12 protein-coding genes are annotated in these 19,076 nt (G+C 43.5%); 2 read left to right on the top strand and 10 right to left on the bottom strand.

The features are described 5' to 3' along the window. Nucleotides 1–53 precede the first annotated feature (53 nt). From kdgR to HUO09_RS08970, 8 genes are all read right to left on the bottom strand, one after another. Nucleotides 54–842 (bottom strand): DNA-binding transcriptional regulator KdgR, encoded by a 789-nt coding sequence (gene kdgR / locus HUO09_RS09005; RefSeq protein WP_167411394.1) that lies wholly within the window; start codon nucleotides 840–842, stop codon nucleotides 54–56. Between the two features lie 314 nt (nucleotides 843–1,156). Next, the gene (locus HUO09_RS09000; RefSeq protein ID WP_188233728.1) at nucleotides 1,157–3,124 is read right to left on the bottom strand and encodes a methyl-accepting chemotaxis protein; all 1,968 of its coding nucleotides are present in this window, start codon (nucleotides 3,122–3,124) and stop codon (nucleotides 1,157–1,159) included. A 63-nt stretch (nucleotides 3,125–3,187) separates the two neighbouring features. After that, nucleotides 3,188–4,876: an ABC transporter ATP-binding protein gene (locus HUO09_RS08995; RefSeq protein ID WP_188233727.1), complete on the bottom strand. Its 1,689-nt coding sequence runs from the start codon at nucleotides 4,874–4,876 to the stop codon at nucleotides 3,188–3,190. Then, the gene (locus HUO09_RS08990) at nucleotides 4,876–6,036 is read right to left on the bottom strand and encodes an ABC transporter permease (protein WP_188233726.1); all 1,161 of its coding nucleotides are present in this window, start codon (nucleotides 6,034–6,036) and stop codon (nucleotides 4,876–4,878) included. The genes HUO09_RS08995 and HUO09_RS08990 overlap by 1 nt, the downstream gene beginning before the upstream one ends. A gap of 2 nt (nucleotides 6,037–6,038) precedes the next feature. Beyond that, nucleotides 6,039–7,046, bottom strand: a complete 1,008-nt coding sequence (locus tag HUO09_RS08985) for an ABC transporter permease (RefSeq protein WP_167411390.1) — start codon at nucleotides 7,044–7,046, stop codon at nucleotides 6,039–6,041. Nucleotides 7,047–7,220: 174 nt separating this feature from the next. Next, nucleotides 7,221–9,140: an ABC transporter substrate-binding protein gene (locus HUO09_RS08980; RefSeq protein WP_167411389.1), complete on the bottom strand. Its 1,920-nt coding sequence runs from the start codon at nucleotides 9,138–9,140 to the stop codon at nucleotides 7,221–7,223. 66 nt (nucleotides 9,141–9,206) lie between these two features. After that, nucleotides 9,207–10,919, bottom strand: coding sequence for a DUF2264 domain-containing protein (locus HUO09_RS08975; protein WP_188233725.1), 1,713 nt, complete (start codon nucleotides 10,917–10,919; stop codon nucleotides 9,207–9,209). Between the two features lie 289 nt (nucleotides 10,920–11,208). Further along, on the bottom strand, nucleotides 11,209–12,408 hold the full coding sequence (locus tag HUO09_RS08970; protein ID WP_223159351.1) for an anaerobic sulfatase maturase: 1,200 nt from the start codon (nucleotides 12,406–12,408) through the stop codon (nucleotides 11,209–11,211). A gap of 179 nt (nucleotides 12,409–12,587) precedes the next feature. Between HUO09_RS08970 and HUO09_RS08965 the strand changes: the two genes are divergently transcribed. Together HUO09_RS08965 and HUO09_RS08960 are read left to right on the top strand one after the other, a co-directional pair. Then, nucleotides 12,588–14,063: a sulfatase gene (locus HUO09_RS08965; protein ID WP_188233723.1), complete on the top strand. Its 1,476-nt coding sequence runs from the start codon at nucleotides 12,588–12,590 to the stop codon at nucleotides 14,061–14,063. Then, complete coding sequence (locus tag HUO09_RS08960; protein WP_188233722.1) at nucleotides 14,063–15,526, top strand: arylsulfatase; 1,464 nt, start codon at nucleotides 14,063–14,065, stop codon at nucleotides 15,524–15,526. The genes HUO09_RS08965 and HUO09_RS08960 overlap by 1 nt, the downstream gene beginning before the upstream one ends. 111 nt (nucleotides 15,527–15,637) lie before the next feature. On the opposite strand, the gene gnpA is transcribed toward HUO09_RS08960, so the two are convergent. Beyond that, the gene (gnpA, locus tag HUO09_RS08955) at nucleotides 15,638–17,824 is read right to left on the bottom strand and encodes a 1,3-beta-galactosyl-N-acetylhexosamine phosphorylase (RefSeq protein ID WP_188233721.1); all 2,187 of its coding nucleotides are present in this window, start codon (nucleotides 17,822–17,824) and stop codon (nucleotides 15,638–15,640) included. 81 nt (nucleotides 17,825–17,905) lie between these two features. Next, a complete protein-coding gene (locus HUO09_RS08950) occupies nucleotides 17,906–19,075 on the bottom strand; it encodes a glycoside hydrolase family 88 protein (protein ID WP_188233720.1) in 1,170 nt (389 codons plus the stop codon). Nucleotide 19,076: the final 1 nt, after the last annotated feature.

Here is a 19,076-nt window from a genome sequence, read left to right as displayed (position 1 = left end):
AAAAAGCCGTGCATAGATAAGTCTACACACGGCTTTTTACTATAACTTGTTAATTAGTCTGCATACGGATAATCAGCGCAGCCTAATTTCTTCGAGATACGTCGAGCAGCGGCATGCAACTCAGTGACATATTCAACTTTCTTTTCATCGGTAAAGCGAATTGTTGGAAGAGAAATACTCAAACCCGCGATCACCTGGTGGAAACGGTCGTATACAGGAACGGCAATACATCGTAGACCAATTTCTTGTTCTTCCACATCTTCTGCAAAACCTTGTTCTTTGACAAGCGCGAGCTCTACAAGCAAAGAATCCACATCTTTGTGCGTACGTTCTGTGGTTTGAACAAACTCCACTTCAGACAGAATGTCTCGAACTTCCTGCTCTGGGCGAGTACACAGCAATACTTTACCAATTGCCGTGGAGTAAAGCGGATTACGGCGTCCTATACGAGACTGCATACGTAAATTGTATTTAGAATCCAGCTTATGCACATAGATAATGCTATCTCCATCCAGTGCACCCAAGTGAAGGGCTTCCATCGTCAGGTCAGAGATACGTCGCATTTCAATGTTGGCAATCTCTACCAAATCAACGTACTCAAGAGCTGCTGAACCAAGTTCAAACAGTTTTAGCGTTAACGCATAGTTCTCGGTTTCCCCTTCTTGAGAAACGTAACCAAGAGACTTCATTGTTTGCAAAAAACGATATACCGTGCTTTTAGACATCATTAATCTTTGAGCTAACTCGCTGATGCCAATATCTTTTTGCGTCGCAAGTGCCTGTAAAATACCAAACGTCTTTAATACGGATGAAACAGATTCGGGTTGCTTGTCAGCTGTCATCTTGTCTTACCTATTCTTCAAATTCATTTTTATCGACATACTCTTTAATCGCCCAATAAGCAGTTGGCATGAGCTCGATTCAGATAGAATGCCGCCTAGAGCAGCTTTCAAAAAAACTAAAACACGTTTCCAAACAACTAAACGTCCACTCGCTAATTTAAAATAATGTGCTCAAAAAAAATAGGGTTCAGTTATCTTTTTTCACAATTAATCATCAATCTGAACCGTTTTAGTGATTTTCATAGTCTTTTCAACAAAAAAATTTATTTAGTCAAGAAATTACATGCAGTTTCATCAACATTATCTACTTTTATTCAGATGACATAGTTACTGACTAAGTCTCGTTGTTTAGAAGACACTTGCTTGATCTCACTGACACTGTTGGAAAGAGCTTCGATGCTCTTGGTATTACCTTGAGCACTTATTTTAATTGCTGCCAGCTTTTCTACCATCACATGACTTGTAGTCAGCTGTTGCGACGTTGCAACCGATATCGCATGTGACATTTCGGCAGCAGTATCAATGCACAATTTTACTTCCTTCACCGCATCATATGAGATTTGCGAACTGTGTGTCGCTTCCACCATGCTACTTTTGCATTGCTGAATTAGGAGCACCGATTGAGAAACACTTTTTTGCAGCGATTGAATATTGCCCAAAATACCGTTAGTTGAGCGTGTTGTGTTGGTCGCCAATTGGCGAACTTCATCAGCAACAACGGCGAAGCCTCGACCATGTTGCCCAGCTCTAGCGGCTTCTATCGCCGCATTCAATGCGAGTAGATTCGTTTGATCTGCAATTTCTTCAATCATTGCAAGGGCGGATTCTATGTGCTTGGCGTCTTTTACTAAATGGTCGATCGTTTCTACCGCTTGATCGAGCAACAGCGACGTTGAGGCAATGCACTGATCATTAAGCTTGATATGTTCATACCCCTTTAGGGACTCATCGACGGCTAATGTCATTCTGTCACTTGTCGCTTTAGCCTGCTCGGCTACATGCTTAATAACGCCTTCCATTTCTTCTGTTAACGAGGCTACTTCGTCGGTTAGCACAACTTGTTCTTTGAGTGTTTGCTCGGTCTGGCGCGCGTGCTCGCTGTTATGTTCCACGACCTCATTCAGTGTCAGAGAAGACTGTTGCAGTTGCCCTAATAAACCACATTGCAATTCACGAACCGATTCTACATGCTTAGCCAACCATGCTAGCTCTCGACTTTTGTTATAGGTTGCTTGCAGTGTCAGGTCTCGGTTTGCCATCGAATTTAAAACGGCTCTAAGCGCCTTTAGCCCAGATTGGATGTTTCGAGAGGTAGCGATCACAAGCCCCAAAGATAGCAATCCGACGGCGGTGATGAAGGCGACTAACTGCAACATATAACGACTTTGCTGCTCTTTTACTTCCAAAACCTTGTTTTGGGCTTCAGTGATTAAAACATCTCTAAACGCCTCTAAAACATTGATTTGTTCTCGCACATAAAGAGAAAGGTTTTTAGTAATGCTTTTCTCTTCGGCTGACAACTGGATCATCTGTAAATGATTAAAAGCGACACCATCATTCTGTGTGCTGTGCGCTAGTAGTGACTCAATCAACTTAAGATTTCTTTTCGACACACTGTTACGTTCTACAAGCTCCGAAACCATTGCTACGATTTGGTTAGCCACGTTTTTATTCTTGACGAAAAATGTTTCAACCTCTTCAAGACTGGTTGAGTCCAATGCCTTATCTGTATTGAACATAAGAGTGTCTAAACGACTGCTTAAGTTCTCCACCTTCATGGCGCTGTTCATATCTTTCTCTGTAGCGCTTAACGTATAAATAAATCGTTTAACTTGCGAAGAAACTAAGCGATAGTTTTGCATATGTTTTTGGTGTTCTGATATCAGTTCACCATGAGTTTCCATCAGGTTCATCAACCGCTTTAAATCTTGTTCAAACGTTTCTGGTACCACCCAATTTAAACTCAAACCTTCATGTTGAGTGTCTATTTTTGCGACCTCTTGTTTTGAAAAACTAACATGAACCAGCACGTGTTCACTGATCTCTTTCCAAGTGTCAGTATCAAAATGAACGATGTCATCTTCTAATTCAACTAGCTCAGTTTCAACTACCGAAAGACGAGACAGATCATCCATAGAAAATTTGCCAATGTAATCTAATTGCTCCGTTAGCTTCTGACTCTGCCAGAAGCCAACACCACCTATCACTGTAATGACTACAAGCAAAAGGCTAGTGACAAAATAGAACCTACCAACAATAGACATTTTGTGCCAAATATTCATGCCAGATCTCCAACGAAAGAAGCCTTCTCAATATTCCTAATGAGAAGGCTTTGCATAATAGAATTAAATTGATATTTCAGGCGCTAACTCTGCAATGGGCACCGCTGCAATTAGCTGTTGTGTGTAAGCCTGTTCAGGATGGAATATCACCTGTTCCACAGCTCCCTGCTCGACGATTTTTCCGTGTTGTAACACTAAAACCCGGTCACAAAAGTACTTCACAGTGGCAATATCGTGAGTTATTAAGATGAATGCCGTTCCATACACGTTCTGGAACTCGATAAGCAAATCCAATACCTGAGATCGTAGTGATACATCCAGTGCAGCCGTCGCTTCATCTGCAATCACCACTTTCGGAATAGTGACCAAAGCACGAGCGATGACAATACGTTGCCTCTGGCCACCCGAGAATGCGTGCGGATAACGGCTAGAGAACTGAGGTGGCAACCCAACCCACTTCATGATGTTACGGACACGCTCTTCACGTTCCGCTTTGTTCATTTCAGTGCGCAATTTAATTAACGGCTCTTCGATGATATCGAATACTGTCATGCGTGGGTTCAACGAGGACCAAGGATCTTGGAATATCAATCGAAGATCCGCAAACAGCGGGTCACGTACTACACGCTTGTAACCCGATAGTTCTATGTCAACGTTGCCTTTTTCATCAACATATTGAATCGTGCCTGATGTCGCTGGAGACATGCCAAGTATGGCACGTCCTAGAGTACTTTTACCCGAACCCGATTCGCCTACAATTCCCAACGATTCGCCCGGATACAGTTTAAGATGAGCGTTATCAACCGCTGTCATCGTACTCTTTTCCTTGAACATTTTTGCAGGCTTATGGAAAACTTTCGTTACCCCATTCAAATCCAGAATTGGACGAACATCGCTACCTTCTTGCAAGCGATATGGCACTTTCACTTTCGAAGGTTTTTCTAGGGATCGCGTCGCTTCCATCAACTTTTTGGTATAGGGATGCTCAGGACGCTCAAAAACTTGGCGAATACTTCCGCATTCGACCACTTCGCCCTTTTCCATCACCACAACTCGGTCAGAAATTTGAGCAACCACACCAAGATCATGTGTAATGAACAAAATTGCCATACCGATTTCGTCTTGGAGTTTTTTAAACAACTGCAAAATCTCTGCTTGCGTGGTAACATCAAGTGCCGTTGTTGGCTCGTCTGCAATCAAAATGTCCGGGCGTGAAGCAATCGCCATCGCAATAACAACCCGCTGCCTTTGACCTCCTGACAATTCAAACGAGTACTTGTTAATTAAACTTGATGGCTCTGGCATCTGTACTTGTTCAAGCAGTTCAATCGCTCGAATGTGCGCTCGCTGTTTTGTGATACTTGGGTCAACTAAACACAATACTTCTTTAATTTGGTCGCCTACGGTATGCACTGGACTCAATGCTGCCATAGGTTCTTGTGAGACCAGTGAGAAATTAAAGCAGCGCAAGGAGCGCATACTCTTACTACGTGGATCCATTTGCGTAATGTCGATGACATCACCAGTCTCAGTAGTATAAAGAATCTCACCAGAGTCAATTCGGCCCGGTTTGTCCAATAGCTGCATAATTGCAGCCGAAGTTACCGACTTACCAGAACCTGACTCTCCGATTACGGACAATGTTTCGCCACGAAACAAGTCAAATGACACGTTTTTAACTGCATGGAAGTGCTCCATACTGGTTGGAAAACTCACATTGAGGTTTTTAACTTGTAGGATTTTATCGTTCATTATTTTGCTCCCTGATCATGGTATGGGTCACAAGCATCACGCAGACCATCACCAACGAAGTTCATCGCCAGAATAACTATAATCACCGCTACTGCAGGAATGAGTAGCCAAGTTGCTTCGGCCAAAGCTCGAATGTTTTGGGCTTCTTGAAGCAGTACCCCCCAGCTCACCATTGGAGCTTGCAGACCTAGGCCAAGGAAGCTCAGTGCGGTCTCTCCCAAAATCATCATAGGAATCGCGAGAGTGACGACTGCGATAATGTGACTCATGAAATTGGGTACCATATATCGACGAATGATTTCGAATGGACTATTGCCATCAAGCCAAGCCGCCGCAACATACTCTTCACCACGAAGAGACATAAAGCGGCTTCGGACGACCCGCGCCATATCCGGCCATGAAACCAAACCCAAAATGATGGTGATTAAGAAGTACTTGGTTAATGAACTCCATTCGGCAGGCAAAGACGCCGATAGTGCCATCCATAACGGAAGTGTTGGAATCGATTTGATGAACTCAATCGTACGTTGAATAACGTTGTCTATAGTGCCGCCAAAATAACCCGATACACCACCGATCAAAATACCCAGAACAAATGTTGTGAATACCCCCATCAGACCTACAGACAATGAAATACGAGCACCATAAATAAGACGCGACAGCATATCTCGTCCCATACGATCAGAACCTAAGATAAAGAAAGGTTGTTTGATGTCATGCGGAACAATGAACTTATAACTCATTGGGATAAAGCCCATCAGTTCATAAGACTCTGTTTTGCCAAAAAACGAAAAGTAAACTTTAGTCTCTGGGTCTAACTGATAATGCCTCTTTAAGGTGCGCTTATCTGTTTCACTTTTATAAAATTCTAAATGTGGTGCCCAACGCCAACCATCATGACTATTTTCAAACAAACTGACCGATTGTGGTGGAGCGTAGGTATAGCGTCTCCAGTTATCACTTGGATCAAACGGCGCAAAAAACTCAGCAAACGCAGCAATCACATAAACAATCATCAGAAACTTCAAACTGAACCATGCCAACTTGTGCTGACGCATTTTCATGCCAATAAGCTGCCATTGAGTAGCCGTACTTAGATCAATCGTTTTCTTGCGACGTTTAAACAAATGCCCAAGATTACGAATAGCAGACGTAGTCATAATTAAAACTCCTTCGCAACGCCAACACGTACTCGAGGGTCAATCCAGTACAGTAAAAGGTCAGAAATCAAGGTACCAATGATGGTGAGAATAGACATGATCAACAAAACATCTCCCGCGACAAACATGTCTTGTGAACGCAATGATGCAAGCATCAGAGGACCAAGAGTTGGGATGTTCATGACTTGGCTAACAATGATGTCAGCACCAAGGAGAGCAGGAAGCATCCAACCAATAGTTGAAACGATCGGAAGCACAGCGATACGAACTGGGTATTTTAAAATGAGTTTTGCTTCTGTTTGTCCCTTGGCTCGGGCCGTTTTTACATACGGTTTTTTTAACTCATCAAGCAAGTTTGCACGCATGATACGAATAATACCGGCCATACCAGCAGTACCGACGACAAGAATATAAATCCAGCTTCTTGAAGCCGCATCCAGCAGTTTTGCCCAAGACATAGGCTGGTCAAGATATTCATCAGAATATAAGCCGGAAACCACTGTATCAAAACTGTAGTAACCGATTAGCAGTGCGACGATTGCAATAACAAAGTTAGGTGTAGCCATACCAATGAAACCAAAAATGGTTGCCACATAGTCTCCCCAAGAATACTGACGTAATGCCGAATACATACCAATTGGAATAGCGATTAGAAATTGGAAGAAAAAAACCGCGGCGGCAAGCGACACTGTTGGCCAGATTCGAGGTTCAATCGTCGTCCATACCGATTGGTTTGTCGTCAGCGAGATACCAAGGTCACCCACTAATAAACCCGTCATCCAATTCAAATAACGCTCCCACAGTGGCTTATCCAAGCCATACATTTCGCGCATGGTGAAAATCATTTGCGGATCGACCGTTTGCCCCATCGATTGAAGCTCGGCAATTTTGGCAGAAGCAAAGTCTCCCGGAGGAAGGTCAATAACAGCGAACACTACAATTGACACGGCCAAAAGTGTTACGAGTATCGAGACTAGCCGCTTACCTGCAAACAGAAAAAAACTGCTCATTACTGTTCCTTAATAGTGACATCAAACTCTAAATAGCGTTTAAGGATGCGTTAAACCTGTTATTGAGAGAACAAAATCAGCCTCAACGCACCACTGATAAATTTAATAATTGCAATCAAAAACCATAGAAATGCCCCACTGCCTAGTGGGGCAAAGTTTAAATAAAGCTATTGATTATTGGTTTTTCCAAAGTTGGCTCATACGCATTGGTCCCGGTGTTGGGAAGTTATAGTTTTGCGGCATGTTTTCTGGAACGTTATGCAACTTATTGTTAACAACAACGCCTGCAGGCATCGCTTCGACAGTACCCATTACATAGAAATTATCCTTAGCAATTTGGATGATTTCTTTCATGTAGTTCTGTTGCTGTTCCTGGGAGGACGTTTGCTTCAACTTATTCCATAAGTCAATTTGATGCTTGATATGCTTAGGTGGCTCTACGGCATATTCATTATCAGGTTCACTTGCCCATAGGTAATAACCCAATCCCCAAGTAGACTCTGGGCTAAATGGCAAGTAGAAACGAGCTTCGTCAATAATACCAACACCACCATCACCAATAATTGGGATAAGGTCGAAGTCGTTAGTCAGACGCAAGTTGATCACATGGTTAATTTCAAGAACACGGATATCCAAGAAAATACCAGCCGCTTTCCATTGGTTCTTAACAAGCTCTAGAGAATCGGCCAATACACCTTTGTTCGAAACTTTAGACAAAGCTTCAATGCGTAGACGCTCGCCATTCTTTAATAAACGGTAGCCTTCACTATCGCGTTTTGTTAGACCCAACGAGTCCAGAATTTCGTTCGCCTTTTTGAGGTCAAATTCCGTGTATTGCTTCGCCATTTCTTCATCATAGAACGGCGAAATACTTAGCGGTGCAGCCTGATAAGCTTCTACAGCACCTGAGTAAACCGTTTCGCTGATTTCTTCACGGTCAATAGCGTGTGAAAGTGCAATACGGAAATCTTTGTTTTGGAACAGTTCGCGCTTAAGCGGATCTTTCACTGTTTGGTTAAGAGCAATCGCCAACTCTGTACTTTGCGTATTCGGACGGAACTCATAGCTGTAACCGCCCTTCTCCTCATTCTCAATCAGCAATGAGCGATAAGAAGTCTGCCCGATATGACGGTGCTGATAATCCGCTTCCCCATTTGCTGCGCGTAGTACCATCTCTTCTTGGTCTTCACTGTAGCGCCAACGAACTGCATCCAAGTAAGGTAACTGATTACCCTCTGTATCCACTTGCCAGTAGTAAGGGTTGCGTTCAAATACGGCATAGCTTGCGTTTGGACCAGGAGGAGTTGTGACTTTCCACGCCGTCAGAACAGGGCGATCAACGTTGGCATAATGCTCAATAAAGTAATGGGCTTCACACTTAGTTGATGCATATTGGCGCCATGAATCAAAGCCCGCCGATTTCGCATTTTCTACCGCTTTATCATTAAACTTAGGTAAGAACTGAGAACAGTAGTGTTTAGGGAATGCCGTATAACTTTCACTATCTACTGTCGCTAAACTACGAATAAATAAGCCATTTGGTTGAGCCAGTGTAATTTTTACCGTGTAAGTGTCTAACACTTCTGCTTTTGCAGAATCATGACTCGGCAGAACCAAAGGACGGTTCCCAGAGTGCTCTGGGTCACCAACAATATCGTTGATGTAGAATGCAATATCTTCAGCAGTAAAAGGAGTACCATCTGACCACTTAACACCTTTACGCAAGTGAATCGTAAATTCAGTGTTCTCTTCATTTGAAGTAAAACTGGTTGCTAGGTTAGGAATAACTTTCGAGTAGGTTGTATCAAAGTTAAACAAATTGTCATAAGCAATGGTACGAGTACGGTGACCGTTATCAACCACCTTACCGACCAAATTTAGCGTGCCGCCATATTGACCAATAGACTCGTTAGGCTCAACGATAAGTGGGTTCTCAGGTAGACGTTGTTCTACTTTTGGTAACTTGCCCGATTTCACTAATTCAGCGAGTTGAGGCGCTTCATTATAAGAGCTAGCCCAACTAGAGAAAGATAGCGCGGCTGCGACAGCAACGGCGGCTTTCCCTAAATGGGGGATCTTATTGCTTTTAATCATATTTAACTCCATAAGATGAACTTTTGCTTCATTTTTAATAAATTCAAGACATTACATGTATGACACTCACACACTTCCTGCCAGAACGTGTACTTCGATGTCCGTATCACCAACTTGGATAACACCTGAAATAGCTGGAACACTGGAATGCGGATAAATGACGTTGGTGTTAGGGGCACATGGGTAACAACACGCTTGCCCCTGACCTTTGACCAAACGTAATTCACTAAATAATTTGCTGGATTCGATTCGAGAAGGTGCGGCGGCAGCGTGACTAAACCAGCCTCGCCACTCGTCCACACAATATCCAGTCATAAGGAATGACAGCTCTCGATCGCTCGTAATTCGATGAACCCGAATTTCATGAGCGGTTTGGAGGGTCTGATAGGTAGTAACTTGGCAACCATTGAATGGTGACCAGACAGAAACTAAAGTATCGCCATCACGGTAAGCTTTAATATTCCGTGGTCTGCTATACCATTGCATGGTATCCGGATGCTGAAACGCTAGAATGTTATCGCCCGCCCAGCCTTGATTTATCCAACGTACGCTATCAATGCAAAAACCATGAGCGGAGCTGTAGGCAAACTTGTAGTACTTGTCGCCACATTCTCTGAGTTCATTGCTACCAGAAGCATTGGTTAGTAAATAGCTACCTCCGTTGCGCCATTGAAGGTGTCTGTCGTTTACCCATTGTGGCTGCGTTGAGTGCGAAAGCGATGTCACGTCGGCTTGCCAGAAAGGGTGTGTATCTTCCATCGCTAATGCATTAAACGCTTTGAACGCCAATAACGGAGATACTGAACTGGTATAGAATTCACTCATTAATAAGTTGGGATAAGCAAACCCCGGAAGAAGCATACCGTTGCTGTCTGAAATAGGCTGATCCGCCCACCAATGCATACCGCGAGTCCACAGCGTGCGCCATAAACCAATGTCAGCATGTTCTGGATTGACTCTGGCAAGTTCAGCCCAAAACGCTAACGCAGCGAAACGGTAGTTTAACGAACGACCATAGGCGAGTTGACGCCCTTCTACGTCAAACCAGTCAATATAAGTCTTAGCAAACTCTAATGCGTTACTAAGCAGTACTTCTGCCTTCGGAAACTGTGGGTTCCATCGGCAATACATAAGAGCGTAAAGCTGGAATGCCATTGGGTTGTAATAATCCATAACACCTGTGGCACCATCTTCATACCAGCCTTGTTCAAGCTGCATATCATCAATAGATTGAAGACCCGCATCTAAATTCACTGTATCAATGGCAATACCCAACGATGCCAGAGATTCCAAAATGAGAACTCGAAACCAATACCAGTTATTCGGTGGAAGTGCGATGTAAGTAGACGATAGCAGCCACTCAGATAAGTTTGCCTTTTGCTCTTCAGTTAATGGTTGCCAATATATTTCTGGTGCTTCAACAAGCGCCATAGCGATGGCCGACATCTCGACAACGCGTTGGTCGTAGTCCTTGGCATATTGCCAAAATTCAGTTGAGTCAGGTGTGGTTCCATCAATAATTCGCTGGCTTAGCAAGTGGTTGATTTCAGGATGGATATTCTTCGCTGGGACAGCCAACCATAACAAGCGACACACATATTCGATATCTGCTGTTTGACGTGTGTAATGAGCAGCACTATTTACTTGAACATCTAATTTAACTTGGTCTGAAATAATCATCACGTGTTGATGCAACACGTTCTTAGCTAGTTCCTCAACACTCTGGCGAGTTGCAAACAAATTGTCATTTTCAGTTAAATTTTTCCAGCATACAGACATTATAAATAATCACTCAGTTAAATAAGCTGCTTTGTTGGAAATAATTTAATATCACGAATTAATATTATTAAAACGACTTTTTATATTTTCGATATCTGAGTCATAACTCCACCTATTCACCTCAATTATTTTTCGATTGCATCGCAATTTTTAACGAAAAATTAATTAACCGCTTTATAAAAACTCTTAATAACAATTTAACGAATCAGAAATTAATAAAAGTGGAAGCCCCAAAACCATTAAGTACATCGCACATTTTTAAAAGCCTATTAACGCCCTTCAATGTTAATTATTTTTGCTCTTTCATAAAATGTGAGTAATAAATCACCGATAATTGTTGCCTTAAACACTCACCCATCGCTTTTAAATACGGTTCAATAAAGGAAAAGAACATCAAGTATCCCTCACACAGGTAATGTTTTTCTGTAAAAGCGATCTCTCCGTTTTGATTTATCCTCTGCGCAGGACAAGCGCCATGACACAAGTAGCGTTGTGGGCATTGAGCACAGTGAAGTTCGCTCGACTTTTGCTTTGCCTGAGAAAAATCCTGTTGAATGGGTGTTTCAATCAGATCTGGGTAGTCGCTGCGTGTAATGTTACCCAACTTAAACTCTGGATATACGAAGTGATCACAACTGTATACGTCGCCGTTGTGCTCAATCACTAAGTTGCTTCCACACTTGGGGGAATGGACACAGATTGATGACGGCATCCCCAAACACATTCCCAAAGCATTATCGAAATGACTGACAAACACGCGACCGATATCGTTTTCACGCCAAGTGTTGAATACCTCAATCATGAAGCGGCCAAATTGTTTTGCTTCGACAGTTCTATCTGTCACTCCTTTCCCTTTCTCAGCCTCCACAATAGGAATAAATTGAATGAACTTAACTCCCAATGAAGTGAGATGTTGATACACCCTTCTGCCATGATTGCCGTTATTTGCTTGAACCACGGTTAAGACGTTGTATTCCACATCGTGCTTTTGAAGACAGCGCAGCCCTCTTAATACCTGTCGGTAAGATCCTTTTCCATTACGATGCTTGCGGTAATGATCGTGCAGTTCTTCATCGCCATCAAGACTGATACCGACAAGAAACCTTTGCTGTTTTAAGAACTGAGCCCAATCATCGTCTATGAGCACACCATTGGTCTGTAGTGTATTCACCACTGTCATGCCCTCTCGTTTGTGCTTTTTTTGGTAAGCGATAGCTCTCTTGTAAAAGTCGATACTGCGCAGAGTCGGCTCTCCACCTTGCCAGCCAAACGTCACCTCTACCGTGCCGCGTGGCTGACTTTCGATGTATCCCTTAATATGTGCTTCTAAAAGTTCGTCACTCATATCAAAACGATTTTGATTTGGAAAATAGTCTGTCTTATTGAGGTAAAAGCAGTAGTCGCAGTCAAGATTACAAATGGGGCCAATTGGCTTTATGAGTACATGAAATGGATTTAAGGCTGCTGGTTTCGATGTAAAGATATGCATGTTAGTCAATTCACTGTGTTCGATTATGAAAATTCTAAAGCAATAAACTCACAAGGTAGATAAGAATATGGGCAACAAATTATTAATTTATCGTTTGCGAGTAAGTTAAAAAAATGCCATAAAAACACCTAATTAAATCGTTATAAAATCCCTTTATTTTTCATACATAAGTTGTCTATATGAATAAGCCAAATTTACTCTATATATTTCCGGATCAATTCAGACAAATGTCGATGAGTTTGTGGAATGAATTATTATTTAAAGAACATTGTTCTGGAAAACCTGACCCCGTATATACACCTAACCTCGATGAATTTGCTCAACAAGCCTATTTATTACCGAATGCTGTAAGCAATTGCCCAGTATGCAGCCCTCATCGAGGAAGCTTATTCACGGGTCAGTATCCAAATAGAAGTGGCGTTCCACTTAACTGTAATTCTGATCGAGTAATTTCTGACCTCCCGGCTAGTGCAACTTGCTTTACCGACATTCTGGCTCAGTCTGGCTACCACGTTGGCTATATCGGTAAATGGCATCTCGATTTGCCAACGCCCAATGCACCCGATAAACCCGGAGAGTATGTCGATTCATCAGTCCCTGCATGGGATTCCTATACAGAGCCACAACGTAGGCACGGCATTCACTACTGGTATGGTTACGGAACCTTTGACGAACACCGTAACCCACACTATTACGATACTGACGGCGTGAGACATGAACCTGGCACTTGGTCTGCTGAACATGAAACAGACAAAGCGATCGCTTATTTAAAAAATGAAAATGCAGAAAGAGACCCGAGCAGTCCATTTGCGCTATTTGTTTCAATGAACCCTCCACATAGCCCATATCAAAGCCTGGAAGACTGCCGTGAGCAAGACTTAAAGCTCTACGAATCCTGTATTGATGAACAGCTTTTAGTGCGTGATAACGCCAAACTGGATTTAGATAAAGCTGCAAGCGCGAGATACTACTTCGCCAACGTAAGCGGGGTTGACCAGCAATTTGGGCGAATTATTGAAACACTAAAAGAGATTGGAGAATGGGATAACACCATCGTTGTGTTTACCAGCGATCATGGTGAAACCTTGTGTAGCCAAGGTCTGACAGACGCAAAAAACGTTATTTTTGAAGAGGCTTTCCTCGTACCGTTTTTGGTTAAGTATGTTGAGCAAAAACTGCCGAAAGTGTCTGAAACCTTTCTAAACAGCGCCGACATCATGCCCACTGTTTTGGATATGTTGGGCCTCAAAGAAAGAGTACCAACCGACATCACAGGCCAAAGCAAAGCATTGAGTATTACCGATGATAAAAAGAGTCCTCACTCAAACTGCGCCCTTTACATTCGCAATTTAGATGGCGAAAAAGATGAGAATGGCAAAGTAGTTAGCTACTTCCCACAAAGCAGAGGAATTAGGACTGACCGTTATACCTTTGCCTTGGAAATCGACCGCAAGCTTAAGCTCGACAGCATTTTATTATTCGATAACAAGAGAGACCCTTACCAGTTAGCCAACATCGCTTGGCAAGCATCCGCTTCTCTCACTCAAGAACTACTTTCACAACTTGCTGCAGAACTGGCTCGTATCCAAGACCCTTGGGCAGAGCTGAAAATTCTAAACGATATATTACCTTATCCGCATTCTAAGGACTGTTAATGAACAATACTCCTCCTAATGTCATCATTCTCTATGCCGACGACTTAGGTTTTGGCGACCTGAGTTGCTATGGCGCCAACGATATTTCCACGCCAAATCTCGATAAACTGGCCGACGAAGGCATTAAGTTTCATCAAGGTTATGCCACTGCAGCAACTTGTACTCCTTCTCGTTATAGTTTGCTGACTGGCAGTTATCCTTGGCGAAACCCTAACGCAGCAGTGTTACCCGGTGACGCAGCACAAATCATCAGTAAAGATCAGCCAACACTGCCAAAAATGTTCAAAACACAAGGTTACAACACCGGTATTGTGGGCAAATGGCATTTGGGGTTGGGTGACGGCAACCTTGATTTCAACAAACCAATTTCAGGCACACCGAATGATGTTGGTTTCGATGAATCCTTTATCATGGCAGCCACCAATGACCGTGTACCTTGTGTGTATATCGATAATCACAATGTCGAAAACCTAGACCCTAACGACCCGATTGAAGTGACCTACGACTGGGACAAAGCATTTTCTGATGTGCCCAATGGGCGTAGCCATCCAGAGTTGCTCGACGTGATGTATGACCATGGGCATGACGGCACCATCATTAATGGCGTCAGCCGGATTGGTCATATGCGCGGTGGACAATCTGCGGTTTGGAACGACGAAACCATGGGCGAGCGATTCGCAGATAAGGCGATTCAATTTATAGAGCAAAACCAAAACACGCCGTTTTTCCTTTATTACGCGATGCACCAGCCACACGTGCCACGTATTCCAAATCCTAAATTCAGAGGCGCTACCCCACATGGTGTGCGTGGCGACGTCATCGTAGAAATGGACTGGTGCATTGGTCAGGTTCTTAACAAAATTGAAGAACTGGGACTTAAGCAAAATACCATCGTCATTTTCTCTAGCGACAATGGTCCTGTGCTTAATGACGGTTATAAGGATCAGGCAATAGAGCTCAATGGCGAGCATAAAATGGCGGGACCTTTACGTGGCGGGAAATACAGTCTTTTTGAAGGCGGTACTCGCGTGCCATTCATCGTTCGCTGGCCTGAAACCATCAATGAAAAACACAGTCATGCATTGATCAACCAGGTCGATCTCTACCATAGTCTGGCTAAAATCATCGGCTACGAGCTGACAGAAGACGAAGCCCCAGATAGCGAACAACAACTCGAAGCGTTAATCGGCCGCGATCCTGATGGACGCGAAAGTATGGTACTGGAAGGGATGCAGTATAAAAAAGTGTTTCGCGACCAGCGTTATGCCTATATTCCACCGCATGATGACGACTTCATTTGTCAGTACACTGGTAATGAAAAAGGCAATATGTCATCGGCTCAGCTGTATGATCTGCTTGACGACATTGGTCAGTTAAACAACCTTGCTGACGCTATGCCGGAAAAAGTAGAGCAAATGCAAAAGCTTCTGGATGAGTCAATTAAGAGTGGGAAGACTCGTTAAAACGCTACGTTAATCACAGGCAGTGATTAACGTAACTATCAGCAGTCATATACATAAAAAAGGTGCATTATTATGCACCTTTTTTATGTTTATTCACTGTTTAGTGAAAGGTTAGTTGGAGATCCACTTCCATTCATAACCGTCTAAGCTAACATTCACTAACTCGCCTTTAGCGTTAGATACCGTCACTTGCTGAGGCTCACTTACGTAGTTAACGACAGCAACCATGCCAGTTTGCGGATAATAAGCGACATCAACATTTGGATAGTCTGACAACCACGCATGCTGCTGTGTCTCATTGTGGCTTAGCCATATCAATACTTGCTGTAGCAAACGGGCATTTTTCATATTGAATGGCAGATTACCCATGTATACCGAGCGTCCTTGACCATAAGTGCGCGCAGTTAGAGCGAGATGCTGGCCTTGAGCAGCCAATACCGCGATATCGATCGCCTGTGGGTATACGTAGCTAGGGTTGCCAAAATCCAGTTCATCTGTGACGAATTTGCTTAGGTAATGTTCTTTTGCAATCGACAACGGCATGGCAACGCGGCCCATGGTCAGTGCCGTCTCTTTCTCTAAACCAAATACGTCTCCGAGTTGGAAATAGCGGCCATTTTTCTGAAACGCGGAAGGGTCACACACCCCAAGCAAACCACCACCTTGGCCGACAAACTTACGCAGGGCGACCAGCACCTCACTATTGTCCCAACATTCACCACCACTCCATGCAGAGTTGGCATCACCCGTATTGATGATAACCTTGATATCTTCACTTATACCGTTTTGGATAATGTCGTCAAAACTGATGAACTCAACGTCAAATGGCAAACCTGCCAAACACTCCAACAAGTTGTTGCCTACAAACTCCATCACATCTGGACGCGGCGGAACGTAGAAACGTTGATCTCTAGCTTGGTTTTGCAGCCAACTGCGAGCCTTACCCCAAGCACTTAATACCGCGATTTTTCCCGGTAACTTTTGAGATTCCGTTCCCTGTGTGTGTTGCAGATAATCGCCAAACTCACGTGATATCTCAGTTACATGGTCAATAAAATGCGGAAATTTGTTGGCTAATGACAAATAGCCACCGTAACCAATTCTGTCCAGAGACTTTTGTAACATCGCTCGGCGAATTTTCACCCAGTTAGACATCGACTCAACAACAGGATCATTACCTTCACGGAAAACATCTGGGAAGAAATAAGGATAAAAACGCGCTTCACGGGTTTGTTCTCCCATGGAGTCGGTTAATCGACGGAGTGCCACCCCGTCTTCTACCGCACCAATGTTGATATCAAGACCAATGTTTTGGTAGCTTTCTAAAAATGGTTCAGTACCAATCCAGTGGTCACCTTGGAACATGGCGGTTTTCTTTCCTGCTTTGTGTGCCATTTCGACTAGCTCAGCCGCGAAATCAACCACAAACTCCTGAACGAAAGTCATCCAATCTTGATAACGCTTTGATGGTGCTTTGTAGGTGCCGTTGTAATAACCCGCATCCACGAAATCTTCTGGCGATAAACGGTAACCAAAACGCTTTGCAAAATCCTCTAATGCTCGTGGGCTGACGGTTTCACCATAACCCGTCCAGTCGCGATAGATATCCTGATTTTGCTCGCCAGTATCAATCACGAACAGGAATGCGAAAGTCGTAAATCGCACTACTGTTGTGTTTGGATGTTCATCCAACCATTGAGCAAAGTGCTTAATTAAATGTTGGCGACACTCAGGATGATAAGGATCCAAGCTCTTAATACGAGGGCCTTTCCAATCATTAGTTAGCGCGTTGTACATAGATACGCTGTCCCACACCTGACGAGCCATAAAGGTGACTGTGTATTCATGGTATGGCTGTGTCTGCTTAATCAACACTTGTTGAGTTGCAGCGTCAAATTCCCACATTGACACATCGATAACCGTATTCAACGTGCGGTTGCGTACTTCCCACCAGCATTTCGGGTCACTGTCATCATCAAGCTCATATTTGTCTTTGCTATAGCCATCAAGAGGCTGGATAACAAGCGTCTCGGCCATTGCTGTGGCCGGAAATGACATCAGATATTTGCGGTGTAAATATTCAGGGTGTTGATTGGCAAACTGTTGGTCAGCACGAACCAAACACACGACGGAGTAAATATCGCTATCTTGCTTTGCTAATGATTCCGGCATAGTAGTGCCATCACTGTCTCGTAATGCGTCCGCTTGCCAACGTTGGTATAAATCCAATACCACGTCTTCTTGTCCAACCTCAACAGGCAATGTCATGTGCCCTTTGGTTGAAGAAACCTGTTTCATGTTCAAACTCCAAAAACGTTAAATCAGCGGGCAGACTTGCCCGCGTAAATCAAAAAATAAAAGTGAAGACAATCAGAGGATTTACCAGAAGAAGTTCTGATATCCGTTCGCACGCATTAACGCTTCTAGATAGTAGTAGTCACCATAAGGAAGCATGTTGTCGCATAGACCGACTTTGACAAAAGAGGCTCCATGAGCCAGTAAACCAAGCGCACTTTCATCATGTGTAAGGTCACACTGCTTCATCAGGCCTTGAAGTAGGTACAACCCCCACTCTCGGTACATTTTGGCTTCTTCTTCGTCTTCAATACATTGAGCGATAAGCAGTAAGCCAGCCGCAGTAATGGCCCCTGCAGAGCTGTCTTTGTATTGAATTTCATGACTTGGAAGCAGGTAATCCCACACGGGCACACCATCATCAGTAATACGATCCGTCGCGTACTTAGCCAGTTTCTTTGCCAGCGCTAAAAACTTCTCATCTCTTGTATATAGATATGTCTGAGCAAAACCATGAATAGCCCAAGACTGGCCACGTGCCCAACAAGAGTCATCTGCATAGCCTTGGAATGTTTCACCTTTCAATGGTTGCTGAGTAATAGGATCGAAGTTGAAAGAGTGATAGGTAGAGAAGTCATCCCGGACAATATGCTCCGCTAGCGTTTCGCTATGACGCTTTGCTGCGTTGGCATAAACAGGAGAACCTGTGATCTCAGAAGCCCAAAATAACAATGCTGTATTTTGTAGAGAATCGATGATTGACTTACCCAGCGTCACTTGTGGACCAAGTGGATGGGTATCATTCCATGCCACAATATAACCACCAATTTTTCTGAAGCGGTGAATCAAATGATCAGCGGCTCTCAATGCCATCATTTTCGATTCTTCATCTTCAGTAAGTTTGTAATCTGCGACACAACTTAGACTGTATTGAAAGCCCAAATCATGATCCAACCAAAACGGGTCTAGAAGCATATTAGCAAAGTAGTTCTTACGCTGTTTAGCGCTGTTCTTGAAGACTTCTTGGCCTGTCATTTGGTAGCTTAGCCATAACTCGCCAGTCCAGAATGACGAAACCCAATCAAATTGATCACAGTAATCCCACTGGTTTGATGCCGTACCTATTTTAGGGTTACGCTCGCCAATTTTGGCGATATTACGACGAATCGATTCCACAACAGTAGGTAAATGATTAACAACATTCTGCTCGTCCAACGCAGATGGCAATGGACGCAGAAATACTTTCTCGGTCATA

It is taken from the genome of Vibrio sp. Y2-5, from assembly GCF_014596725.1.
In the GTDB taxonomy this organism is placed as follows: domain Bacteria; phylum Pseudomonadota; class Gammaproteobacteria; order Enterobacterales; family Vibrionaceae; genus Vibrio.
Note: the sequence above shows the minus strand (reverse complement) of the source record. Positions and strands in the feature narration are given on the sequence as shown.